General features: G+C 62.5%; 23 protein-coding genes and 1 other RNA gene. 18 read left to right on the top strand and 6 right to left on the bottom strand.

Annotation, left to right across the window (positions count from 1 at the left end; translation table 11 throughout):
- Positions 1–2: 2 nt before the first annotated feature.
- Positions 3–1,097: a cell division protein ZapE gene (gene zapE / locus IB234_RS19735; protein ID WP_192321161.1), complete on the top strand. Its 1,095-nt coding sequence runs from the start codon at positions 3–5 to the stop codon at positions 1,095–1,097.
- 96 nt (positions 1,098–1,193) lie between these two features.
- Here the strand turns inward: zapE and IB234_RS19730 are convergent, their stop codons facing one another.
- A complete protein-coding gene (locus IB234_RS19730; RefSeq protein WP_192321535.1) occupies positions 1,194–2,096 on the bottom strand; it encodes a GlxA family transcriptional regulator in 903 nt (300 codons plus the stop codon).
- 221 nt (positions 2,097–2,317) lie between these two features.
- Between IB234_RS19730 and IB234_RS19725 the strand changes: the two genes are divergently transcribed.
- Entirely contained in the window at positions 2,318–3,454 is a 1,137-nt protein-coding gene (locus IB234_RS19725; protein ID WP_192321159.1) for an acyl-CoA dehydrogenase family protein, read from the top strand.
- A 45-nt stretch (positions 3,455–3,499) separates the two neighbouring features.
- On the opposite strand, the gene IB234_RS19720 is transcribed toward IB234_RS19725, so the two are convergent.
- Positions 3,500–4,537: an NADP(H)-dependent aldo-keto reductase gene (locus IB234_RS19720; protein ID WP_192321157.1), complete on the bottom strand. Its 1,038-nt coding sequence runs from the start codon at positions 4,535–4,537 to the stop codon at positions 3,500–3,502.
- A 276-nt stretch (positions 4,538–4,813) separates the two neighbouring features.
- On the opposite strand from IB234_RS19720, the gene rplM reads away from it, so the two are divergent.
- The 7 genes from rplM (at position 4,814) to IB234_RS19685 (ending at position 9,629) form a co-directional block, all read left to right on the top strand.
- Positions 4,814–5,242: a 50S ribosomal protein L13 gene (gene rplM, locus IB234_RS19715; RefSeq protein WP_043309119.1), complete on the top strand. Its 429-nt coding sequence runs from the start codon at positions 4,814–4,816 to the stop codon at positions 5,240–5,242.
- 14 nt (positions 5,243–5,256) lie between these two features.
- Entirely contained in the window at positions 5,257–5,649 is a 393-nt protein-coding gene (gene rpsI, locus IB234_RS19710) for a 30S ribosomal protein S9 (RefSeq protein WP_076428183.1), read from the top strand.
- Between the two features lie 252 nt (positions 5,650–5,901).
- Positions 5,902–6,495 (top strand): ubiquinol-cytochrome c reductase iron-sulfur subunit, encoded by a 594-nt coding sequence (petA, locus tag IB234_RS19705; protein WP_192321154.1) that lies wholly within the window; start codon positions 5,902–5,904, stop codon positions 6,493–6,495.
- Entirely contained in the window at positions 6,495–7,706 is a 1,212-nt protein-coding gene (locus IB234_RS19700) for a cytochrome b (RefSeq protein WP_192321152.1), read from the top strand. Before petA ends, IB234_RS19700 begins: the two co-directional genes overlap by 1 nt.
- Positions 7,706–8,488, top strand: a complete 783-nt coding sequence (locus IB234_RS19695; protein ID WP_192321149.1) for a cytochrome c1 — start codon at positions 7,706–7,708, stop codon at positions 8,486–8,488. The genes IB234_RS19700 and IB234_RS19695 overlap by 1 nt, the downstream gene beginning before the upstream one ends.
- 90 nt (positions 8,489–8,578) lie before the next feature.
- Positions 8,579–9,196, top strand: coding sequence for a glutathione S-transferase N-terminal domain-containing protein (locus tag IB234_RS19690; RefSeq protein WP_192321147.1), 618 nt, complete (start codon positions 8,579–8,581; stop codon positions 9,194–9,196).
- A 16-nt stretch (positions 9,197–9,212) separates the two neighbouring features.
- On the top strand, positions 9,213–9,629 hold the full coding sequence (locus IB234_RS19685) for a ClpXP protease specificity-enhancing factor (RefSeq protein WP_192321145.1): 417 nt from the start codon (positions 9,213–9,215) through the stop codon (positions 9,627–9,629).
- 79 nt (positions 9,630–9,708) lie between these two features.
- Here the strand turns inward: IB234_RS19685 and IB234_RS19680 are convergent, their stop codons facing one another.
- The 4 genes from IB234_RS19680 to IB234_RS19665 form a co-directional block, all read right to left on the bottom strand.
- Positions 9,709–10,242, bottom strand: coding sequence for a BON domain-containing protein (locus IB234_RS19680; RefSeq protein WP_192321143.1), 534 nt, complete (start codon positions 10,240–10,242; stop codon positions 9,709–9,711).
- Positions 10,239–10,832 (bottom strand): phosphoheptose isomerase, encoded by a 594-nt coding sequence (locus tag IB234_RS19675; RefSeq protein ID WP_192321141.1) that lies wholly within the window; start codon positions 10,830–10,832, stop codon positions 10,239–10,241. Before IB234_RS19675 ends, IB234_RS19680 begins: the two co-directional genes overlap by 4 nt.
- A gap of 127 nt (positions 10,833–10,959) precedes the next feature.
- Positions 10,960–11,316, bottom strand: a complete 357-nt coding sequence (locus IB234_RS19670; protein WP_192321533.1) for a YraN family protein — start codon at positions 11,314–11,316, stop codon at positions 10,960–10,962.
- Positions 11,312–13,123 carry a penicillin-binding protein activator gene (locus IB234_RS19665; RefSeq protein WP_192321138.1) on the bottom strand — a complete coding sequence of 604 codons (1,812 nt, stop codon included), beginning with the start codon at positions 13,121–13,123 and terminating at the stop codon, positions 11,312–11,314. The genes IB234_RS19670 and IB234_RS19665 overlap by 5 nt, the downstream gene beginning before the upstream one ends.
- A 91-nt stretch (positions 13,124–13,214) precedes the next feature.
- Between IB234_RS19665 and rsmI the strand changes: the two genes are divergently transcribed.
- From rsmI to mraY, 9 genes are all read left to right on the top strand, one after another.
- Positions 13,215–14,111, top strand: coding sequence for a 16S rRNA (cytidine(1402)-2'-O)-methyltransferase (gene rsmI / locus IB234_RS19660; RefSeq protein WP_192321136.1), 897 nt, complete (start codon positions 13,215–13,217; stop codon positions 14,109–14,111).
- 40 nt (positions 14,112–14,151) lie between these two features.
- Positions 14,152–14,501, top strand: an RNA gene (gene rnpB, locus IB234_RS19655) — RNase P RNA component class A.
- 296 nt (positions 14,502–14,797) lie between these two features.
- Positions 14,798–15,253 (top strand): division/cell wall cluster transcriptional repressor MraZ, encoded by a 456-nt coding sequence (gene mraZ / locus IB234_RS19650; RefSeq protein WP_192321134.1) that lies wholly within the window; start codon positions 14,798–14,800, stop codon positions 15,251–15,253.
- Positions 15,254–15,255: 2 nt separating this feature from the next.
- Positions 15,256–16,197 (top strand): 16S rRNA (cytosine(1402)-N(4))-methyltransferase RsmH, encoded by a 942-nt coding sequence (gene rsmH / locus IB234_RS19645; protein ID WP_192321132.1) that lies wholly within the window; start codon positions 15,256–15,258, stop codon positions 16,195–16,197.
- Positions 16,194–16,487: a cell division protein FtsL gene (gene ftsL / locus IB234_RS19640; RefSeq protein WP_192321129.1), complete on the top strand. Its 294-nt coding sequence runs from the start codon at positions 16,194–16,196 to the stop codon at positions 16,485–16,487. Before rsmH ends, ftsL begins: the two co-directional genes overlap by 4 nt.
- Positions 16,484–18,238, top strand: coding sequence for a peptidoglycan D,D-transpeptidase FtsI family protein (locus IB234_RS19635; protein ID WP_192321127.1), 1,755 nt, complete (start codon positions 16,484–16,486; stop codon positions 18,236–18,238). The genes ftsL and IB234_RS19635 overlap by 4 nt, the downstream gene beginning before the upstream one ends.
- Positions 18,238–19,701, top strand: a complete 1,464-nt coding sequence (gene murE, locus IB234_RS19630; protein ID WP_192321125.1) for a UDP-N-acetylmuramoyl-L-alanyl-D-glutamate--2,6-diaminopimelate ligase — start codon at positions 18,238–18,240, stop codon at positions 19,699–19,701. Before IB234_RS19635 ends, murE begins: the two co-directional genes overlap by 1 nt.
- A complete protein-coding gene (locus IB234_RS19625) occupies positions 19,694–21,067 on the top strand; it encodes a UDP-N-acetylmuramoyl-tripeptide--D-alanyl-D-alanine ligase (protein ID WP_192321123.1) in 1,374 nt (457 codons plus the stop codon). The genes murE and IB234_RS19625 overlap by 8 nt, the downstream gene beginning before the upstream one ends.
- Positions 21,068–21,069: 2 nt before the next feature.
- A complete protein-coding gene (gene mraY / locus IB234_RS19620; protein WP_192321121.1) occupies positions 21,070–22,152 on the top strand; it encodes a phospho-N-acetylmuramoyl-pentapeptide-transferase in 1,083 nt (360 codons plus the stop codon).
- The last annotated feature ends 1 nt before the right edge of the window (position 22,153 follow it).

Raw genomic sequence — 22,153 nt, 5'->3', positions numbered from 1 at the left:
GCATGACTCCTCTTGAGCGTTATCAGGCCGATCTGAAGCGGCCGGACTTCTTTCACGATGCCGCGCAGGAAAATGCCGTGCGCCACCTGCAGCGCTTGTACGACGATCTGGTGGCTGATTCCCAGGCGTCTTCCGGGTTGCTCGGCAAGCTGTTTGGCAAGAAGCGTCAGGGGCCGGTCAAGGGCATCTACTTCTGGGGCGGTGTAGGTCGTGGCAAGACCTACCTGGTCGACACCTTCTTCGATGCGCTGCCCTTCGAGCAGAAGATGCGCACCCACTTCCACCGCTTCATGAAGCGCGTCCATGAGGAAATGAAGACCCTCAAGGGCGAGAGGAACCCACTGACCATCATCGGTAAACGCTTTGCCGATGAGGCGCGGGTGATCTGCTTCGACGAGTTCTTCGTCAGTGATATCACCGATGCGATGATCCTGGGCACCCTGTTCGAGGAGCTGTTCAAGAACGGCGTGACCCTGGTGGCCACCTCCAACATCGTGCCGGACGGCCTGTACAAGGATGGTCTGCAGCGTTCGCGCTTCCTGCCGGCGATCGCCCTGGTCAAGGAGCATACCGAGGTGGTCAACGTCGACAGTGGCGTGGACTACCGCCTGCGTGCCTTGGAGCAGGCGGAGCTGTTCCATTGGCCGCTGGATGCCGAGGCCGAAGTCAGCCTCATGCAGAGCTTCAAGAGCCTGCTACCGGACTGCACCCATGCGATGGAAAACGAGGCGCTGACCGTCGAGAACCGCCCGATCAACGCGGTGCGGGTCTGCGAGGACGTGGCCTGGTTCGAGTTCCGCGAGTTGTGCGACGGCCCGCGTAGCCAGAACGACTACATCGAACTGGGCAAGATCTTCCACGCGGTGATCCTGGCTAACGTCGAGCAGATGGGGGTGGCCAAGGACGATATGGCGCGGCGCTTCATCAACTTGGTGGACGAGTTCTACGACCGTAACGTCAAGCTGATCATCTCGGCCGAGGTGGAGTTGAAGGATCTGTATGCCGGAGGGCGCCTGAACTTCGAGTTCCAGCGCACCCTGAGTCGCCTGCTGGAGATGCAGTCGCACGAGTTCCTGTCGCGGCCGCACAGGCCGTAACGGTGATTCGCTCCAGCAAGAAGGGCTGCCCATGGGCAGCCCTTCTGCGTTTCAGGCGGCCTGCGATCAGGTGGCCTGCACTCAGGTGACCTGTGATCAAGCGCTTTCCTTGTGCTGGAACTGCCGACGGTACTGATTGGGTGACAGCTCGGCATGCTGGCGGAACAGGCGTGCGAAGAAGCTGGCGTCGTCGTAGCCGACTTCGTAGCTGATGGTCTTGATGCTCTTGCGGGTGGCGCTGAGCAGGCCCTTGGCCGTTTCGATGCGCAGGCGCTGCAGGTAGTGCAGGGGTTTGTCGCCGGTCGCCGCCTGGAAGCGGCGCATGAAGTTGCGGATGCTCATGCCGTGCTGGCGCGCCACGTCCTCGATGCGGAACTTCTCGGCGAAGTGCTCTTCCAGCCACTGCTGCACCTGCAGGATGGCCACGTCCTGGTGCAGTTTTTGCCCGCCGAAGCCGATGCGCCCCGGGCTGTAGCTGCGCTGGGTCTCGTAGAGGATGTCGCGCGACACGCCCTGGGCGATGCCGGCGCCGCAGTAGCGCTCGATCAGGTAGATGTACAGGTCGCAGGCCGAGGTGACACCGCCGGCGCAGTACAGGTTGTCGGCGTCCGACAGGTGCTTGTCCTGGTTCAGCAGTACCTTGGGGAAGCGCTCGGTGAATTCGCGGAAGAAGCGCCAGTAGGTGGTCGCCTCCTTGCCATCGAGCAGCCCGGCCTGGGCCATCCAGAACACCCCGGTTGCTTCGCCGCAGATGGCACTGCCGGCGGCATGCCGTTCGCGCAGCCAGGGCAGGACCTCGGGGCAGCGTTGGCATAGGGCGTCGAAGTCGCCCCAGAACGCCGGCAGGATCACTACCTCGGCCTCGCCCAGGCTGCCATCTACAGGGATCACTGCTTCGCTGAAGCTGGTCACGGCCTGACCATCCGGGCTGACCACGCGGATGTGAAATGCTGAGGTGGGGCCCAGGCCCTGCTGCTTGCCGTGGCGCAGGCCAGCCATGTGGAAGAAGTCCCTGGCCTGCATCAGGGTAGCGGCAAAGACGCCATCGGTGGCAAGTATGGCGATGCGTGTAGGCGACATGTTTGTTGTTCTTGTTGGTGATTAAACGGTCATCAGGTGGCTGGATCGTCTTATTTTTTGTCGCATGTGTCCAGTGCCCCTGGCAACGGCGCTGGCCTAGAGTGTGGACACCCAACGATCACTCAGAAGCAGGTGTAACAATGATTCCAAGAACCCTGTTCAGCTCCGAGCACGAGCTGTTCCGCGAGTCCGTGCGCAAGTTCTTCGAGCAGGAGGCGGTGCCTTTCCATGCCCAGTGGGAGAAGGACGGTCACATCGATCGCGCCCTGTGGAACAAGGCCGGAGAGGCCGGCATGCTCTGCTCGCACATTCCGGAAGAGTATGGCGGCATGGCTGCGGACTTCCTCTACAGTGCCGTAGTGATCGAGGAGCAGGCACGTCTGGGGCTGACCGGTGTGGGCTTCTCTCTACATTCGGATATCGCCGCGCCCTACATCCTCCACTACGGTTCGGAGGAGCAGAAGCAGCACTACCTGCCGAAGATGGTCAGCGGCGAAGTCGTCACCGCTATCGCCATGACCGAGCCGGGCACTGGTTCCGACCTGCAGGGCGTGAAGACCACCGCCGTGTTGGATGGCGACGAGTACGTCATCAATGGCTCGAAGACCTTCATCACCAACGGCTGGCTGGCTGACATGGTAATCGTGGTTGCCAAGACCGACCCGAAAGGCGGCGCCAAGGGCATCAGCTTGTTCCTCGTGGATGCCAGCACTCCGGGCTTCTCCAAGGGCAAGCGCCTGGAGAAGGTTGGCATGAAGGCTCAGGATACCTCCGAGCTGTTCTTCCAGGACGTGCGTGTGCCCAAGGGCAATCTGCTGGGCAAGGAAGGCATGGGCTTCATCTACCTCATGCAGGAGCTACCGCAGGAGCGCCTGACCGTTGGCGTCGGCGCCATCGCCTCGGCCGAGGCCGCGATCAAGTGGACCCTCGACTACACCCGCGAGCGTAAGGCCTTCGGCCGGCCGGTGTCGGACTTCCAGAACACTCGCTTCAAGCTGGCCGAGATGACTACCGAAGTGCAGATCGGCCGGGTGTTCGTAGATCGCTGTCTGGAGCTGCACTTGAACAAGAAGTTGGATGTGCCGACCGCAGCGATGCTCAAGTACTGGGGCACTGACCTGCAGTGCAAGGTGATTGACGAGTGCGTGCAGTTGCACGGTGGCTACGGCTTCATGTGGGAATACCCGATCGCTCGCGCCTGGGCCGACTCGCGGGTGCAGCGCATCTATGCCGGCACCAATGAGATCATGAAAGAGATCATCAGCCGTTCGCTGTAATAGCGGCTCGATGCGAAAAGCCCGGCGAGTGTCGGGCTTTTTCGTTCAGGGCGCGGGGTTCGGCTGCTCGCGGTGGATGGTCTCGATGGCGGCCAGCAGCTCGTCGCTGAGTGCCAGATCGAGGCTGCCGAGGTTGCTCTCCAGCTGCTCAAGACTGGTTGCACCGATGATGTTGCTGGTGACGAAGGGCTGGCGGGTGACGAAGGCCAGGGCCATCTGCGCCGGGTCCAGGCCATGCTCGCGGGCCAGTTGCACGTAACGGTCGCAGGCGGCCTGGGCCTGTGGGTTGGTGTAGCGTGAGAAGCGGCTGAACAGAGTGATGCGCGCGTTGGCCGGGCGCGCACCATTGGCGTATTTGCCGGAGAGCATGCCGAAGGCCAGCGGCGAGTAGGCCAGCAGGCCGCATTGCTCGCGGATCGCCACTTCTGCCAGACCCACCTCGAAGCTGCGGTTGAGAAGGTTGTAGGGATTCTGGATCGACACCGCGCGGGCCAGGCCCAGGCTGTCGGCCAGCTGCAGGAACTTCATGGTGCCCCAGGGCGTTTCATTGGACAGGCCGATCTGGCGGATCTTGCCGGCTTTGATCTGCTCGCCTAGGGCCTCCAGGGTTTCCTGTAGCGGGGTGAAGTCCTGCTCCTGGTGGCGATAGCCGAGCTGGCCAAAGAAATTGGTACTGCGTTCCGGCCAGTGCAGCTGGTACAGGTCGATCCAGTCGGTCTGCAGGCGCTTCAGGCTTTCATTCAGGGCGTCGGCTATGTGCGCACGGTTGTGTTTGAGCTGGCCGCCGCGGATGTAGTCGATGCCATTGCCAGGGCCGGCGATCTTGCTGGCCAGAATCCAGTCGGCGCGGTTGCTGCGTGCCTTGAAGTAGTTGCCGATGATGCGTTCAGTAGCGCCGTAGCTGTCTGCGCGGGGAGGTACCGGGTACATCTCCGCGGTATCGAGAAAGTTGATCCCGCAGGCTTTGGCCCGATCGATCTGGGCGAAACCTTCTGCCTCGGTGTTCTGTTCCCCCCAGGTCATGCTGCCCAGGCACAGGGCGCTGACTTTGATGTCGCTGCGACCCAGTTGACGGTATTCCATGTGTAATTCCTTGGTTTACGCGAAAAGACCAAGCATAAAGCAGGTTGCTATTTTCGCTGCAATCGGCATAATTCCGCGGCTTTCTCAGCGGGGATGCCTAGCCCGTATGAGAAGGAAGGTGGGGATGCCTAGCCCACCGAAACCCCGCCGTAGCGGACGCGCTGACCCGAGCCCCCGATAGCGTCTGTTTCCGGCTGTCTTTGACCTTGTCAAAGCAAGCACTATTCAGTAAGATCCGCCGTCTTATTTTCAGGGCGGCCCCTGAGGCTATAGCGAATGAAGACTTTTACTGCAAAACCGGAAACTGTTAAGCGCGACTGGTATGTCGTCGACGCTGCAGGTCAGACCCTGGGTCGTCTGGCCACCGAAATCGCCAGCCGTCTGCGCGGCAAGCACAAGCCGGAATACACCCCGCATGTTGATACCGGTGACTACATCGTCGTGATCAACGCCGAGCAGGTGCGTGTCACCGGTGCCAAGACCAGCGACAAGATGTACTACTCGCACTCCGGTTTCCCGGGCGGCATCAAGGAAATCAGCTTCGAGAAGCTGATCGCCAAAGCTCCCGAGCGCGTGATCGAGACCGCGGTCAAGGGCATGCTGCCGAAGAATCCGCTGGGTCGCGACATGTATCGCAAGCTGAAGGTGTACAAGGGTGCCAACCACCCGCACGCCGCTCAGCAGCCCCAAGAACTGAAGATTTAACGGAATAGTTCATTATGTCGGCGACTCAAAACTACGGCACTGGCCGTCGCAAGACCGCAACCGCGCGCGTTTTCCTGCGCCCGGGTACTGGCAACATCTCCATCAACAATCGCAGCCTGGATAACTTCTTCGGCCGCGAGACCGCTCGCATGGTCGTGCGTCAGCCGCTGGAGCTGACCGAGACCACCGAGAAGTTCGACATCTACGTCACCGTTCTCGGTGGTGGTGTCAGCGGTCAAGCTGGTGCCATTCGTCATGGCATCACTCGCGCTCTGATCGAGTACGACGAAAGCCTGCGCAGCCCGCTGCGTAAAGCCGGTTACGTCACTCGCGACGCCCGTGAAGTCGAGCGTAAGAAAGTGGGTCTGCGTAAAGCGCGTAAGCGTCCGCAGTACTCCAAGCGTTAATTCGCTGCTACGTTCAAAGACGCCCAGTTTCCTTCTTGGAACTGGGCGTTTTTTATTGCATCGGTTTTCTATGCGACAACCTGTCGCATTGGTGGAGAGCCCGTTCTACAAGGCCTGCGACGATTTTGTATCCGGTAATTGCCTTGTCAGAAAAGGGGCTTTTCTTTACCATTCGGCAAATTTTTGTGCGGCCCGATTTATTACTTAGTAGAGGCCTGACCACAGGCCACAAAGCTGATGGGAGACGACTGAATGAGCAATGACGGCGTGAATGCAGGCCGGCGTCGCTTCCTGGTGGCGGCCACTTCGGTGGTTGGTGCTGCCGGAGCGGTGGGTGCTGCGACTCCGTTCGTGGGGTCATGGTTCCCCAGTGCCAAGGCCAAAGCGGCCGGGGCACCGGTGAAAGTGAATATCGCCAAGGTCGAACCTGGCCAGCAGATGATCGCCGAATGGCGCGGTCAGCCGGTATTCATCGTACGTCGTACCGACGAGATCCTGGCCAATCTGGGTAAGCTCGAGAGTATCGTCGCTGACCCGGAATCTGCTGCTTCCGTGCAGCCGGAGTACGTCGACAAGAAGACCCGTGCGATCAAGCCCGAGCTGCTGGTGCTGGTCGGCTTGTGCACTCACTTGGGTTGCTCGCCTTCCTTCCGTCCGGAGGTGGCGCCGGCCGACCTCGGTGCAGACTGGGTCGGCGGTTACTTCTGCCCCTGCCACGGCTCCAAGTACGACCTCGCCGGTCGTGTCTACAAGGCCCAGCCCGCGCCGCTGAACCTGCCGGTTCCGCCGCATTCCTACGAATCCGATGAAGTCATCGTCATCGGCGTGGACCAGGAGAAGGCATGATGAATAAGTTCATGGAATGGGTCGATGCGCGCTTCCCCGCGACCAAGATGTGGGAAGACCATCTGAGCAAGTATTACGCTCCGAAGAACTTCAACTTCTTCTACTTCTTCGGTTCCCTGGCGCTGCTGGTGCTGGTCAACCAGATCCTTACAGGCGTCTGGCTGACCATGAGCTTCACCCCGTCCGCCGAGGAAGCCTTCGCTTCCGTCGAGTACATCATGCGCGACGTGGAGTTCGGCTGGATTATCCGCTACCTGCACTCCACTGGTGCTTCCGCGTTCTTCGTGGTGGTCTACCTGCACATGTTCCGCGGTCTGCTCTACGGTTCCTACCAGAAGCCGCGCGAGCTGGTGTGGATCTTCGGCATGCTGATCTACCTCGCCCTGATGGCCGAGGCGTTCATGGGCTACCTGCTTCCGTGGGGCCAGATGTCCTACTGGGGTGCCCAGGTGATCATCTCGTTGTTCGGTGCCATTCCGGTGATCGGCGATGACCTGACTCAGTGGATCCGTGGTGACTACCTGATCTCCGGCATCACCCTGAACCGCTTCTTCGCTCTGCATGTGATCGCGTTGCCGATCGTTCTGCTCGGCCTGGTCGTGCTGCACATCCTGGCGCTGCACGAAGTTGGCTCGAACAACCCGGACGGCGTCGATATCAAGAAGCTGAAGGACGAGAACGGCATCCCGCTCGACGGTATTGCCTTCCACCCTTACTACTCGGTGAAAGACATCGTTGGCGTGGTGGTCTTCCTGTTCGTGTTCTGCGCCATCGTGTTCTTCTTCCCGGAGATGGGTGGTTACTTCCTCGAGAAGCCTAACTTCGAACAGGCCAACCCGTTCAAGACACCTGAACACATTGCTCCTGTTTGGTACTTCACTCCCTTCTACGCCATCCTGCGCGCCGTGCCGGACAAGCTGTTGGGCGTGATCGCCATGGGCGCCGCCATCGCCGTGCTGTTCGTGCTGCCGTGGCTCGACCGTAGCCCGGTCAAGTCCATGCGCTACAAGGGCTGGCTGAGCAAGATCTGGCTGCTGGTGTTCTGCGTATCCTTCGTGATCCTTGGCGTGCTGGGCGTACTGTCGCCGACCCCGGGTCGTACCCTGCTGTCGCAGATCTGTACCGCGCTGTATTTCGCCTACTTCATCCTGATGCCGTTCTACACCCGGATGGAGAAGACTAAACCGGTTCCGGAAAGGGTGACTGGCTGATGAAAAAGCTATTTGCTGCATTTGTATTCGCTGCTCTGCCGGCCTTCACCTTTGCCGCTGGCGGCCATGGCGTTGAGCTGGACAAGGTCGATATCGACCTGACCGACAAAGCTGCTCTGCAGGATGGTGCGCGCACGTTTGCCAACTACTGCATGGGTTGCCACAGTGCCAAGTTCCAGCGTTATGAGCGTGTTGCCGATGACATCGGCATCCCGCATGAGCTGATGATGGACAACCTTGTCTTCACTGGCGCGAAGATCGGTGACCACATGAAGATCGGCATGAAGCCGGAAGACGCCAAAGTCTGGTTTGGTGCCGCTCCGCCCGATCTGACCTTGGTTGCCCGCGTACGCGGCACTGACTGGCTGTACACCTACCTGCGCACCTTCTATGAAGATCCGACGCGTCCGCTGGGCGCCAACAACAAGGTATTCCCGAACGTCGGTATGCCCAACGTGCTGGTCGGCCTTCAGGGGCGCCAGGTGGTTGGTTGCAAACAGGTCCAGGTGGTCGAGGACGGGAAGAAGCAGTACGACCCGCTGACCGGTGCACCGATCACGCACGAAGCCTGCGACCAGCTGACTGTCGTGCCTGATACTGGCAAGCTGACCGAAGCCGAATTCGACGAGAAGGTACACAACCTGGTGACCTTCCTCGCCTACTCGGCCAACCCGGTCAAGCTGGAAAGCCAGCGCATCGGTACCTACGTCCTGCTGTACCTGGCCTTCTTCTTCGTATTCGCCTATCTGCTGAAGCGCGAGTACTGGAAGGACGTGCACTGATACACTGCGTCACCGCTGTCAACGCACGCGCCCCTCAAGGGCGCGTGCGTTTTTCTGTTTCTGCCATTTCAAAAAACCAGGAGGGGCGCTATGGCCGCGACCAATAAGCTGGCCTGTTATTCCGACCCTGCCGATCACTATTCCCATCGCGTGCGTCTGGTGCTGGCCGAGAAAGGCGTCAGCGCCGAGATCATTGATGTTCAGGCTGGGCGCTGCCCGCCCAAGCTGGCCGAGGCCAACCCCTACGGCGGCGTGCCGACCCTGGTCGATCGTGACCTGGCACTGTATGAGTCCACCGTGGTGATGGAGTACCTCGACGAGCGCTACCCTCATCCGCCGTTGCTGCCGGTATACCCGGTCGATCGTGCCAAGAGTCGTCTGCTGATGCATCGCATTCAGCGCGATTGGGTGAAGCTGGTGGATCAGATCCTTGATCCGCGTGCCAAGGAGGCCGACAAGGTTGTGGCGCGCAAGGAGCTGCGTGAAAGCCTGACAGGGGTATCTCCGCTGTTCGCTGACAAGCAGTTCTTCCTCAGTGACGAGATGAGTCTGGTGGACTGCTGCCTGCTGCCGATCCTCTGGCGCCTGCCTAGGCTGGGTATCGAGTTGCCGCGCCCGGCCAAACCTTTGCTGGACTACATGGAAAGGGCGTTCGCCCGCGAGGCCTTCCAGGCCAGTCTGTCCACCGTCGAACGCGATATGCGCTGAGCCGAAGGAGGCCGAGATGAACTCCAGTCGCCCTTATCTGGTGCGTGCCCTGTACGAATGGATTGTCGACAATGACTGCACTCCGCACTTGCTGGTCAATGCCGAGTATCCGGACGTGCGTGTGCCGGCAGGCTATGCCAACGATGGCCAGATCGTGCTCAACGTCTCGCCCGGTGCCGTGCGTAACCTGCACATGGACAACGAGGCGGTGAGCTTCGAGGGTCGCTTCGGCGGTGTGCCCCACTCTCTGTACATCCCGACTGGCGCCATGCTGGCGATCTATGCGCGGGAGAATGGCCAGGGCATGGTCTTCGAGCTGGAGCCGCCGGTAGACGATGAGGAAGTTGGCGCTGGTCCCGACGACGATGGTCCGGACGGCGGTAGTGAGCCGCCACGGCCCAGTGGTCGGCCCAGTCTGAAGGTGGTCAAGTAGCCATGAAAAAGGCGATCCGAGGATCGCCTTTTTCATGTTCGCGACAGGCTGTCCAGTCGCAGTTTCGTATGCCGCCGGATCAGTTGGTGTACTGATACAGGGTGACGATCTTCTGCACGCCGGACACGCTCGACACCACACTGGTGGCGGCGGCGCCCTCGGCGCGGGTGACCAGACCGAGCAGGTAGACGACGCCGTTCTCGGTCACCACCTTGACCTTGGCGCTGGGAACCTTGCTGTCGGCCAGCATGATCGTCTTGATCTTGCTGGTGATCAGCGCGTCGTTGCTGCGGGCGAGGGCACTGGTGGGCTGTAGGATCTGAATCTCGTTGTGAAGCTTCTTCACACCCTGTACGCCATTGGCAGCCTGGCCTGCTTTCTCCTTCAGATCCCCCCGGGGAGACTGGCCGGCCAGCAGGATCACGCCGTTATAGGAGGTGACCACGATGTGCGAAGTCGGGCTGGTCAGATCCGCATGGGCGCGGGAGATGGCGCTGGCCACGTTGGGTTCGAGGAACTGGTCATCGATCTTGTTGCCGATGCTGCGGTTGCTGCAGCCGCCTAGGATAAGGCTGAAGGCAAGGGTGGCGAGGATCAGCGGATTGCGGGTCATTCTTCACTCCCGAACAGTTGACGATCAATCAGGTCGCACAGGCAGTGGATGGCGAGCAGATGCACTTCCTGGATGCGTGCGGTGACTTTGGAGGGTACGCGGATTTCCACATCCTCTGGCAGCAGCAGAGAAGCCATGCCGCCGCCATCGCGGCCGGTCAGGGCGACAACAACCATTTCGCGGTCATGGGCGGCCTGGATGGCCTGGATCACGTTGGCCGAGTTGCCGCTGGTGGAGATTGCCAGCAGCACGTCGCCCGGCTGGCCGAGGGCACGGATCTGCTTGGAGAACACCTCGTTGTAGCTGTAGTCGTTGGCGATCGAGGTGATGGTCGAGCTATCGGTCGTCAGGGCGATGGCTGGCAGGCTCGGGCGCTCACGCTCGAAGCGATTGAGTAGCTCGGATGAGAAGTGCTGGGCGTCGCCAGCCGAGCCACCGTTGCCACAGGAGAGAATCTTGCCCTCGTTGAGCAGCGAGTGAACCATCACCTGGCTGGCATGCTCGATGAACGGCACCAGCACCTCCATGGCTTGCTGCTTGGTGTCGATGCTGGCCTGGAACATCTGGCGAATACGGGATTGCATATCCATGGGCTGAAACCTTAGGTGTGCTGGCTGAGACAGCCGGAAGTGTCGAAAGTCGCCAAGGCGCTCGATGAGCGAGGTTGTACCTGAAGGCGGCACCGTGAGGCGACTAGAAATACTTGATCGGGCCTATTCACGTATCGAAAGCGTTGCGTAGCCAGTTCAGGGGTGTATCGCCGGAGCCGATTGCTATCACGTCGAAGCGACAAGGCTGCTTCCCCCAGCGACTCTCGCGCTGCAGAAACAGCTCCGCGGCGAGAATCAGGCGTTGGCGCTTGCGGGCGTCGACACTCTCCAGCGCGCCGCCCCAGGCAGTGTGCTTGCGGTAGCGGACTTCGACGAATACTACTGTATCGCCGTCGAGCATGACCAGATCGAGCTCGCCTCCACGGCAGGTCCAGTTCTGCGCCAGCAGGCGCAGGCCATGTTGCAGCAGGTGGTCGCGCGCCAGTTGTTCGGCAGCGCGACCACTGTCCTGAGTGCTCTTAATTGATGGCGTCCGGCAGGCGCTGGACCTGGCCGTTGCGGAATTCGGCCCAGGGCAGCTGGCGCTCGATTCTCTGAGCCTGGTTGAGGCTCAGGTTGCCGGAAAGACCTTCGACCTGGCTGTCCGGTAACGCCTTGAGCTGGCCCAGGCGGGGCGCCAGACGGAATGCGTCTACGCCCATCGCGTACAGGCGGCCGAGGCTGCCTGCAGCCTGCGGCCATTGCTGATCAACCTGTTGGCGCAGTGGGTCATTTGCGTCCAGCAGCCAAGGGGTTTCGCAGAAGCGGATGCCCTCCAGGTCCTGGTATTGCGCCGGATTTTGGCCGCCGGTGTAGAGGTGTGACGTGGCATATACCGGTAGGTCGCCGGCGTACTGGAAGGCCAGGGTCGGCTTGATCTGCTGGGCCTGCTGTGGGGTGGCGGCGAGGAAGATGAAATCAATGTCCTGGCGGCGTGACGGTAGGGCGGCCAGCTGGGTGCCCAGGGTGCTCTGTAGTCGTTTGGCACGAGCCTCGCTCTGACGCAGTTGGAGCAGATCGGCGATCTGCTGGGCCAGCTCCACTGGCTGGTCGACATGCTCGGCGGCAATCAGGTTGCCGCCAGCGGCCTGCCAGCTTTGCTGGAAGGCGGCGAGCACGCGATTGCCCCATTCGCCCTGAGGCACAAGGGCTACGGCGCTGCGCATGCCGTCGGCCCAGGCGCGACGGGCCACTTCGCGGGCCTCGTCTTCGGCGGCCAGGCCGAACTGGAACAGCTGGGCAGGTGTCTCGCGCCCGGCGTCGCTGTAGTTCAGTGCCAGGGTGGTCAGCGGCAGTTGCGGGCGCTCGCTTAGTTGCTTGACCAGGGGTTTTTCCAGGGGGCCGACTACCAGTTGTGCGCCGTCGGTCTGGGCCTGGCGGTAGAAGTCATCTAGCGAGGATAGGCGCGAACTGTCGTACAGCAGCACCTCCGGGGGATTCTGTCCGGCCTGCTGGGCCTGGTAGTGGGCGGCCAGGAAGCCGTCACGCAGGGCGCGGGCCACCGAGGCGAGCTGGCCTTCTTGCGGTAGCAGCAGGGCGATTTTCTGCAGTGGTTGGCCTGCCAGTTCCTTCAGTTTGCTCAGTGGCAAGGGCAGCTGCTCGGCGGCTGGGTGCTGCGGGTGCTGGTTCTTCCAGTCGTCGATGGCAGCCAGCTGCTGGTCCGGGGTGCCGGCATTCTTGCTGGTCAGGGCCAGGCTTAGCCATCCGTCCAGGTCGCTGTCGCCCGCATTGGTCAATTGGCTCTGTGGCAGGCTGGAAACCAGACTCCAGATATCCTCATGGTTGGTCGTGGCTGCTTCACCGGACAGCAGCGGGGCGATGAAAACGCGCTCGCGTGCGGCCGCCAGGATCTGACCGTCCGCCTCGAGGGCGCGGGCCTGGACCAGTTGTGTGCGGATCTGCTGCTCAACCGGGAGCTCGGCAAGGCGCTCAAGGCCTGGGTGTTGCAAGGCCTTCAGGGCACTCTTGGGTTTGTTGCGGGCCATGGCCAGCTCGGCCTTGAGGGTGGCGGCGAAAACCTGTTGGGCCGGCTTCAGGTTGTCCAGCGATATCTCGTCGAGGATGCGCGTGGCGCGGCCGATGTCCTGCTGACGATAAGCCTGATCTGCAGCTGACAGGCGCAGCAGGGCTGCCTGCTCTGGCTTGCTCTGGCTGGCCTGCTGTAGCAGTTGATCGATGCTGGCCTGGGGCGTGCGCGGCAGCTCGCCCAGGCTGGACGAGGGCGAGCTGCCACAGGCAGCGAGCAGGCCGGCGAGGCAGAGAGCGGTGAGTGGACGCAGGCAGGCGATCATCTAATACGTTCCTGGTACTGATCATAAAGAAGGCGGGATTGTACCCAAGCACCGCCGCAGGTGCGATGTCGGTGCCGTGAAACGGGCTACAATGCGCGCTTTCCGTAATCGAGGTGTGCCCGTGAGTGCTTCCGCTGTTTCTGCTGCCGGCACGCTGTATGTGGTTGCTACGCCGATCGGTAATCTGGACGACATCAGTGCGCGGGCGCTGCGCATCCTCGGCCAGGTGGCGCTGATCGCCGCCGAAGATACTCGGCATTCAGTGCGCTTGCTGCAGCATTTCGGCATCTCCACGCCGCTGGTGGCTTGCCATGAGCACAACGAGCGTGACCAGGGCGGGCGTTTCCTGGCGCGCCTGCAGGCTGGCGAGGACGTGGCGCTGATCTCCGATGCCGGCACACCGCTGATTTCTGATCCGGGCTTCCACTTGGTGCGCGCCGCTCGTGCAGTCGGCATTCGCGTAGTGCCGGTGCCGGGGGCGTGCGCGTTGATCGCCGCGCTGTCGGCGGCCGGGCTGCCGTCTGATCGCTTCAGCTTCGAGGGCTTCCTACCGGCCAAGACGGTCGGTCGCCGTTCGCGTCTGGAGCAGGTCAGGGAAGATGGTCGCACCCTTATCTATTACGAGGCGCCGCATCGCCTGCTCGAGTCCCTTGCCGATATGCGCGACATCTTTGGCGCTGACCGACCTGCGGTGTTGGGGCGCGAGCTGACCAAAACTTTCGAGACTCTCAAGGGCCTGCCGCTGGGCGAGCTGCACGACTGGGTGGCAGCGGACAGCAACCAGCAGCGTGGCGAATGCGTGATCCTAGTCGCTGGCTGGCAGGCGCCGGAGGGTGACGAGGCGGTTAGCGGCGAGGCCCTGCGGGTGCTCGATCTGCTGCTCTCCGAGCTGCCGCTTAAGCGCGCGGCAGCGCTGGCGGCGGAGATCACCGGGGTGCGCAAGAATCTGTTGTACCAGGCGGCTCTTGATCGCCAGAGAGATGCTTGAGCTTGTCCTGCGTCGCTAGGGTCGTTACCCTTGGCGGCGGAGAGTCGATCGGACAGTCGCTGCCTTCATTCATGAAGGGGGAGGAAAGTCCGGGCTCCATAGGGCGGAGTGCCAGGTAACGCCTGGGAGGCGCAAGCCTACGGAAAGTGCCACAGAAAATAACCGCCTAAGCGCTTCGGCGCCGGTAAGGGTGAAAAGGTGCGGTAAGAGCGCACCGCACGGCTGGCAACAGTCCGTGGCTAGGTAAACCCCACTCGGAGCAAGACCAAATAGGGTTCCATCGGCGTGGCCCGCGCTGGAACCGGGTAGGTTGCTAGAGGCGTACAGTGATGTGCGTCGTAGAGGAATGACTGTCCTCGACAGAACCCGGCTTACAGATCGACTCTCCTCCTTTCTCTTCTATCTGCTTCATTCCTCAATACCGAAAAATTCTTACTCTTGAGAAGTTACTTTAAGTTCGGGGTTTAGTTCCCTGACCTTGGGGGAATTCACTCTCAAGATTCTTTGTTTTGCATCCTTCAAAGCCTCCTCTAGTTCGCTAAATCTCCGTCCTATAAGGATTTTTCCCTATTTTCGCGCCTTGACGCTGGGGTGCACGCATTTCTATAGTGTGTCGAAGTGGCACAAAGTGGAAAAAAGTGGGTCATAAGGGCACGGAAAGCTAAATACAGTGGGGAAGCGCAGCCTTGTTTCGTGGAGCTAACGCCATCAGTCTCGACGCCAAAGGGCGACTCGCGATGCCGAGCCGGTATCGCGACGAGCTCGTTTCGCGTTGTTCTGGCCAGCTCATCGTGACCATCGATGCCGTAGATCCCTGCCTGTGTGTTTATCCCCTGCCTGAGTGGGAGCTGATCGAAGCCAAGCTCCGCGACCTGCCATCCCTGCGTGAAGAGACCCGTCGCCTGCAGCGTCTGTTGATCGGCAATGCCGTGGATATCGAGCTGGACGGCAGTGGCCGCTTTCTCGTGCCGCCGCGTCTGCGCACGCATGCAGGCCTGGACAAGCACGCGATGCTGGTCGGCCAACTGAACAAGTTCCAGCTGTGGAACGAGGATGCCTGGAATGCGCTTGCAGATGCCGACCTGGCTGCCATCAAACAACCCGGCGCGTTGCCGGACGACCTCCGCGATCTGATCCTGTGACCATGACTAGCAGCTTCCGCCATATCACCGTGCTGCTCGACGAGGCCGTCGAGGCCCTCGCCGTGCGTGCTGAAGGCTGCTATCTGGATGGCACATTTGGGAGGGGAGGACATAGCCGGTTGATCCTCGAGAGGCTCGGACCAGAGGGGCGGTTGCTCGGGTTCGACAAGGACCCTCTGGCAATCGCAAGCGGACAAGCACTGGCGGCCGAAGACGGCCGCTTCGTCGTTGTACAGCGCAGCTTCGCCGACCTCGGCGAAGAGGCAGTCGCGCGGGGCCTGGTCGGAAAGGTCGATGGCCTGCTGCTCGACCTCGGCGTCTCCTCGCCGCAGTTGGATGATGCCGAGCGCGGCTTCAGCTTCCTCAATGACGGCCCGCTGGACATGCGCATGAACCCGGATGCCGGCATCAGCGCCGCCCAGTTCATCGCCACTGCCAGCGCCGACGAGATCGCCCGGGTATTCAAGGAATACGGCGAGGAGCGCTTCGCCAAGCGCATGGCTCGCGCCGTGGTCGAGCGTCGCGAGCAGAAGCCGTTCGAGCGCACTGCCGATCTGGCGGCGGTACTGACCGAGGCCAATCCGGCTTGGGAGAAGGGCAAGAACCCGGCGACCCGTGCCTTTCAGGGGCTGCGCATCCACGTCAACAACGAGCTGGGTGACCTGGAGCGCGGCCTCGATGCGGCCCTCGAGACCCTGGCTGTGGGTGGTCGCCTGGTGGTGATCAGCTTCCACTCGCTGGAAGACCGTATCGTCAAACAATTCATGAGGCGCCAGGCGAAAGGTGAGGCGGATAATCTGCCGCGCGACCTGCCAATCATTCCCAAGGCCTTCGAGCCTCGCCTGAGGCTGCTGGGTAAGCCGATCTTTGCCGGCGACGTCGAGCTCAAAGCCAATCCGCGCTCGCGCAGTGCGGTGATGCGTGTGGCGGAGAAGTTGCGGTGAGCCGTTTGTACGCCAAGCCATTGCCGCCCGGCAGCCTGCTGCTCGGCCTGCTCTTTGGGGCTGTGCTGCTGTCGGCGGTTGCGGTGGCTTATAGCGCGCACTGGAATCGCCAGTTGCTCAATGCCCTGTACGCCGAGCTGAGCGTGCGCGATAAGGTGCAGGCCGAGTGGGGTCGCCTGGTGCTGGAGCAGAGTACATGGACCGCTCACAGCCGTATCGAGACCCTGGCCGCCGGCCAGTTGAAGATGCGTATCCCCGAGCCGGCTGAAGTGCGGATGGTCGCGCCATGATTGGCCTCGAGGGCGCACTCTATCCTTGGCGCTTTCGCTTGGTGTTGGCGCTGCTGGCACTGATGGTGGGTGCCATTGCCTGGCGTATCGTCGACTTACACGTGATCGACCATGATTTCCTCAAGGCCCATGGTGACGCACGCAGCGTGCGCCATATTCCCATCCCGGCGCATCGTGGCCTGATCACCGACCGCAACGGCGAGCCGCTAGCCGTCAGTACCCCGGTGACTACCCTGTGGGCGAATGGCAAGGAACTGTTCAAGGCGCAGGATCGCTGGGTCGACCTGGCCGCAGCACTCGGACAGGAGCCCAAGTCATTCGCCCAACGCCTGAGTCAGGCTCAGGAGCGCGAGTTCATGTACCTGGTCCGCGGCCTGACCCCTGAGCAGGGCCAGCGCGTGCTCGATCTCAAGGTGCCGGGTGTGTACGGCCTGGAGGAGTTCCGCCGTTTCTACCCGGCTGGCGAAGTGACTGCCCACGTAGTCGGCTTCACTGATGTCGATGATCGCGGTCGCGAAGGTGTTGAACTGGCCTTCGAGGAGTGGCTGGCTGGTGTGCCGGGCAAGCGCCAGGTGCTCAAGGATCGCCGTGGTCGTCTGATTAAGGATGTACAGGTTGCCCAGAACGCCAAGGCCGGCAAGGCCCTGGCGCTGTCCATCGATCTGCGCCTGCAGTACCTGGCCCACCGCGAGCTGCGCAATGCGCTGGTCGAGCAGGGTGCCAAGGCTGGCAGCCTGGTGATGATCGACGTGAAGACCGGTGAAGTGCTCGCCATGGTCAACCAGCCGTCCTACAACCCGAACAATCGTCGTAACCTGCAGCCGGCCGCGATGCGCAACCGCGCCATGATCGACGTGTTCGAGCCAGGTTCCACCGTCAAGCCGATTTCCATGGCTGCCGCCCTGCAGACCGGGCGCTGGAAGCCGGAAGACAAGGTCGAGGTATATCCCGGCTCGCTGCAGATCGGTCGCTACACCATCAAGGACGTGTCCAAGACCCAGGGTCCGGTGCTGGACCTGACCGGAATCCTGATCAACTCGTCCAACGTCGGCATGAGCAAGGTCGCCTTCGACATCGGTGGCGAGACCATCCACGACATGATGAGCAAGGTCGGCTTCGGCCAGGATACCGGTCTGGGCTTCCCCGGCGAGCGTGTCGGCGAGCTGCCCAGTCATCGCGAGTGGCGCAAGGCCGAGACCGCGACCCTGTCCTACGGCTACGGCGTATCGGTGACCGCCATCCAGATGGCGCATGCCTATGCCACCCTGGCCAACAACGGTCAGGTATTGCCGCTGTCGATGACCCGCGTGGACAATAAGCCGGTCGGCGCCCAGGTGGTGCCGGAAGACGTGGCCAAGACCCTGCAAGGCATGCTGCAGCAAGTGATCGAGGCGCCGCGCGGGGTGTTCCGCGCCCAAGTACCGGGTTACCACGTCTCCGGCAAGAGCGGTACCGCACGTAAGGCCAGTGTCGGCACCAAGGGCTATACCGCCAATGCCTACCGCTCGATGTTCGCTGGTTTCGCGCCCAGCTCCAATCCGCGCATCGCCATGTTCGTGGTGATCGATGAGCCGAGCAAGGCGGGATACTTCGGCGGTCTGGTCTCCGCGCCCGTCTTCAGCAAGGTGATGGCCGGCTCGCTGCGCCTGATGAACATCACTCCAGACAACCTGCCGCCGCCGGTCGATCAGGTTGCGGTGCCGCAGCCGCAGACTGCCGACGCGGCCGCCAACCCGGGAGGGCGAATCTGATGCCCATGCCCCTCAATCAACTGCTGCCGCAGGCAAGCGGCGCCACGCTGATCCGTGAACTGACCCTGGATAGCCGCAAGGTGCGCCCGGGCGACCTGTTCCTTGCCGTACCTGGCCTGGCTCAGGACGGTCGCGCGCATATCGCCGATGCCATCGCCCGCGGCGCCACTGCCGTGGCCTATGAGGCCGAAGGTGCCGCCGCCATGAGCGCGAGCAGCGCCGAGCTGGTGCCGCTCAAGGGCCTGGCCGGTCAGCTGTCGGCTATCGCCGGGCGCTTCTATGGCGAACCGAGCCGTGGCGTGCGCCTGATCGGCGTCACCGGTACCAACGGCAAGACCAGTGTCAGCCAACTGCTGGCCCAGGCGCTCGACCTGTTGGGCGAGCGCTGCGGCATAGTCGGAACCCTCGGCACCGGCTTCTTCGATGCGCTGGAGAGTGGCCGCCACACCACGCCGGACCCGATTGCCGTGCAGGCCACCCTGGCCGACCTGAAACAGGCTGGTGCCCGCGCCGTAGCCATGGAAGTGTCGTCTCACGGCCTGGACCAGGGCCGCGTGGCTGCCCTGGACTTCGACGTGGCGGTGTACACCAACCTGTCCCGCGATCATCTGGACTACCACGGTTCGATGGAGGCCTACGGCGCAGCCAAGGCCAAGCTGTTCGCCTGGCCGGACCTGAAGTGCCGGGTGATCAACCTGGACGACGAGTTCGGCCGCCAGTTGGCGAGCGAAGAGCGCGAGTCGCGCCTGATTGGCTACAGCCTGAGCGATGCCTCCGCCTACCTGTTCTGCCGCGAGGCCCGGTTCGACGATCACGGTGTGCAAGCCAGCCTGATCACCCCGCAGGGCGAAGGCCATCTGCGCAGCCCGCTGCTCGGTCGCTTCAATCTGAGCAACCTGCTGGCCGTGGTCGGCGCGTTGCTCGGCCTGAACTACGGGCTGGACGAGATTCTTCGCGTGCTGCCACAGCTGCAGGGCCCGGTCGGCCGCATGCAGCGCTTCGGCGGCCAGCAGCAGCCGCTGGTGGTGGTCGACTACGCCCACACCCCGGATGCCCTGGAGAAAGTGCTGGAGGCCCTGCGTCCGCACGTGACCGGCCGTCTGCTGTGCCTGTTCGGCTGTGGCGGTGACCGCGATCGCGGCAAGCGCCCGCTGATGGCGGCCGTGGCAGAGCGCCTGGCCGATACCGTGCTGGTCACCGACGACAACCCGCGTACTGAGAACCCGGCGCAGATCCTCGCCGATATCCGTGCCGGCTTCGCCAAGCCCGAGGCCGCCGAGTTCGTCCATGGCCGTGGCGATGCCATCGCTCGTCTGGTCGCCTCCGCCCAGGTCGGCGATGTGGTACTGCTGGCAGGCAAGGGGCATGAGGATTACCAGGAGATTGCCGGCGTGCGCCATGCCTTCTCCGACCTGGATGAAACCACCAAGGCCCTGCAGGCCTGGGAGGCCGCCCATGCTTAAGCCGCTGCTGCTGAGCGAAGTGGCCCCGGCGCTGGATGGCTATCTGGTGGGCGCTGATGTGGCGTTCTCCGCTGTTTCCACCGACAGCCGCAAGATCGACCACGGCCAGCTGTTTATCGCCCTGGTCGGGCCGAATTTCGACGGCCACAACTACCTGGCCGAGGTCGCTGCCAAGGGCGCTGTCGCCGCTCTGGTACAGCGCGAAGTGGCCGATGCGCCGCTGCCGCAGCTGGTAGTAGCCGACACCCGCATCGCCCTGGGCCAGCTCGGTGCGCTCAATCGCATGGCTTTCAACAAGCCGCTAGCTGCCGTCACCGGCTCCAGCGGCAAGACCACGGTCAAGGAGATGCTCGCCAGCATCCTGCGTGCTGGCCTCAATGGTCCGGTTCTGGCCACCCGTGGCAACCTGAACAACGACCTCGGCGCGCCGCTGACCCTGTTGGAGCTGGCCTCCGAGCATGTCGGCGCGGTGATCGAGCTGGGCGCCAACCATATTGGCGAGATCACCTACACCGTTGGCCTGACCAAGCCGCAGGTGGCCATCATCACCAATGCCGGCCTGGCTCATGTCGGCGAGTTCGGTGGTCCGGAGAAGATCGTCGAGGCCAAGGGCGAGATTCTCGAAGGCCTGAGCGAGCAGGGCATCGCCGTGCTCAACCGTGACGACAAGGCCTTCGCCACCTGGCAGGCCCGCGCCAGGGGGCGCCAGGTGCTGAGCTTTGCCCTGCACGAGCAATCTGCTGACCTGCACGCCGCCGAGCTGTGGCGCGATGCCCGAGGTTGCGCCGGTTTTGCCCTGGCCGGCCGTGCCGGTGAGGCGCGCATCCAGCTCAACCTGCTCGGCGAGCACAGCGTGGCCAATGCCCTGGCCGCCGCCGCTGCTGCACACGCCCTCGGTGTGCCGCTGGTCGGGATCAAGGCTGGCCTGGAATCCCTGCAGCCGGTCAAGGGCCGCGCCGTGGCTGACCTGGCGCCGAACGGCGTGCGGGTGATCGATGACAGTTACAACGCCAACCCGCTGTCCATGTGCGCGGCAGTCGATATACTCGCCGTCTTCTCCGGCCGCACCGTTCTGGTGCTGGGAGATATGGGCGAGTTGGGCGAGTGGGCCGAGCGGGGCCATCGCGATGTCGGCGCTCATGCCGCAGGCAAGGTCGATGCGCTCTATGCCGTAGGGCCGCTGATGGCGCATGCCGTTGCAGCTTACGGTGCCAATGGCCGTCATTTCGCCGATCAAGCCAGCCTGATCGAGGCGCTTCGCAGCGAATCGGGCGATACCACCATTCTAATTAAAGGCTCGCGCAGCGCGGCGATGGACAAGGTCGTCGACGCGTTGCTGCAACGGGCATCCGGGGAGGTTCACTAATCATGCTGCTGCTGCTGGCGGAGTACCTGCAACAGTTCTACACCGGCTTCGGGGTGTTCCAGTACCTGACCCTGCGCGGGATTCTCGGCGTGCTCACCGCCCTGGCCCTGTCGCTGTGGCTCGGTCCGTGGATGATCCGCACCCTGCAGATCCGCCAGATCGGCCAGGCCGTGCGCAACGATGGTCCGCAGTCGCACCTGTCGAAGAAAGGCACGCCGACCATGGGTGGCGCGCTGATTCTCACCGCCATCGCCGTCAGTACCTTGCTGTGGGCCGACCTGTCCAACCGTTACGTGTGGACCGTGCTGGCCGTGACCCTGCTGTTCGGCGCCATCGGTTGGGTCGATGACTACCGCAAGGTGATCGAGAAGAACTCGCGCGGCCTGCCGAGCCGCTGGAAGTATTTCTGGCAGTCGGTGTTCGGCGGCGCTGCAGCCATCTTCCTCTATATGACCGCGCAGAGCCCGGTAGAAACCACCCTGATCCTGCCGGTGCTCAAGGATGTCGCAATACCCCTAGGGGCGGGCTTCGTGGTGCTGACCTACTTCGTCATCGTCGGTACCAGCAACGCGGTGAATCTGACCGACGGCCTCGACGGCCTGGCCATCCTGCCGACCGTGATGGTGGCCGGCGCGCTGGCGATCTTCTGTTACCTGTCGGGCAACATCAAATTCGCCGAATACCTGCTGATCCCCTATGTGCCGGGCGCCGGTGAGCTGATCGTGTTCTGCGCCGCCCTGGTCGGTGCCGGCCTCGGCTTCCTGTGGTTCAACACCTATCCGGCTCAGGTCTTCATGGGCGATGTCGGTGCGCTGGCGCTGGGCGCCGCACTGGGCACCATCGCCGTGATCGTTCGCCAGGAAGTGGTGCTGTTCATCATGGGCGGCGTGTTCGTCATGGAAACCCTGTCGGTGATGATCCAGGTCGCCAGCTTCAAGCTGACCGGCAAGCGCGTGTTCCGGATGGCGCCGATCCACCACCACTTTGAATTGAAAGGCTGGCCGGAGCCGCGCGTGATCGTGCGCTTCTGGATCATCACCGTGATCCTGGTGCTGGTCGGTCTGGCCACCCTGAAACTGAGGTAAT

Origin of the sequence: Pseudomonas sp. PDM16 (assembly GCF_014851865.1) — a bacterium.
GTDB lineage: Bacteria > Pseudomonadota > Gammaproteobacteria > Pseudomonadales > Pseudomonadaceae > Aquipseudomonas.
The sequence above is the reverse complement of the archived record's forward strand: the minus strand, read 5'-3'. Positions and strand labels throughout refer to the sequence as shown.

Bases quoted from the DNA above. Each gene is read 5' to 3' on its own strand.
- zapE (WP_192321161.1), top strand. From the start codon at position 3: ATGACTCCTCTTGAGCGTTATCAGGCCGATCTGAAGCGGCCGGACTTC.
- IB234_RS19730 (WP_192321535.1), bottom strand. From the start codon at position 2,096: ATGGCTGGCCTGCGCCACGGCAAGCAGCAGGGCCTGGGCCCCACCTCA.
- IB234_RS19725 (WP_192321159.1), top strand. From the start codon at position 2,318: ATGATTCCAAGAACCCTGTTCAGCTCCGAGCACGAGCTGTTCCGCGAG.
- IB234_RS19720 (WP_192321157.1), bottom strand. From the start codon at position 4,537: ATGGAATACCGTCAACTGGGTCGCAGCGACATCAAAGTCAGCGCCCTG.
- rplM (WP_043309119.1), top strand. From the start codon at position 4,814: ATGAAGACTTTTACTGCAAAACCGGAAACTGTTAAGCGCGACTGGTAT.
- rpsI (WP_076428183.1), top strand. From the start codon at position 5,257: ATGTCGGCGACTCAAAACTACGGCACTGGCCGTCGCAAGACCGCAACC.
- petA (WP_192321154.1), top strand. From the start codon at position 5,902: ATGAGCAATGACGGCGTGAATGCAGGCCGGCGTCGCTTCCTGGTGGCG.
- IB234_RS19700 (WP_192321152.1), top strand. From the start codon at position 6,495: ATGAATAAGTTCATGGAATGGGTCGATGCGCGCTTCCCCGCGACCAAG.
- IB234_RS19695 (WP_192321149.1), top strand. From the start codon at position 7,706: ATGAAAAAGCTATTTGCTGCATTTGTATTCGCTGCTCTGCCGGCCTTC.
- IB234_RS19690 (WP_192321147.1), top strand. From the start codon at position 8,579: ATGGCCGCGACCAATAAGCTGGCCTGTTATTCCGACCCTGCCGATCAC.
- IB234_RS19685 (WP_192321145.1), top strand. From the start codon at position 9,213: ATGAACTCCAGTCGCCCTTATCTGGTGCGTGCCCTGTACGAATGGATT.
- IB234_RS19680 (WP_192321143.1), bottom strand. From the start codon at position 10,242: ATGACCCGCAATCCGCTGATCCTCGCCACCCTTGCCTTCAGCCTTATC.
- IB234_RS19675 (WP_192321141.1), bottom strand. From the start codon at position 10,832: ATGGATATGCAATCCCGTATTCGCCAGATGTTCCAGGCCAGCATCGAC.
- IB234_RS19665 (WP_192321138.1), bottom strand. From the start codon at position 13,123: ATGATCGCCTGCCTGCGTCCACTCACCGCTCTCTGCCTCGCCGGCCTG.
- rsmI (WP_192321136.1), top strand. From the start codon at position 13,215: ATGCGCGCTTTCCGTAATCGAGGTGTGCCCGTGAGTGCTTCCGCTGTT.
- rsmH (WP_192321132.1), top strand. From the start codon at position 15,256: ATGACTAGCAGCTTCCGCCATATCACCGTGCTGCTCGACGAGGCCGTC.
- IB234_RS19635 (WP_192321127.1), top strand. From the start codon at position 16,484: ATGATTGGCCTCGAGGGCGCACTCTATCCTTGGCGCTTTCGCTTGGTG.
- murE (WP_192321125.1), top strand. From the start codon at position 18,238: ATGCCCATGCCCCTCAATCAACTGCTGCCGCAGGCAAGCGGCGCCACG.
- IB234_RS19625 (WP_192321123.1), top strand. From the start codon at position 19,694: ATGCTTAAGCCGCTGCTGCTGAGCGAAGTGGCCCCGGCGCTGGATGGC.
- mraY (WP_192321121.1), top strand. From the start codon at position 21,070: ATGCTGCTGCTGCTGGCGGAGTACCTGCAACAGTTCTACACCGGCTTC.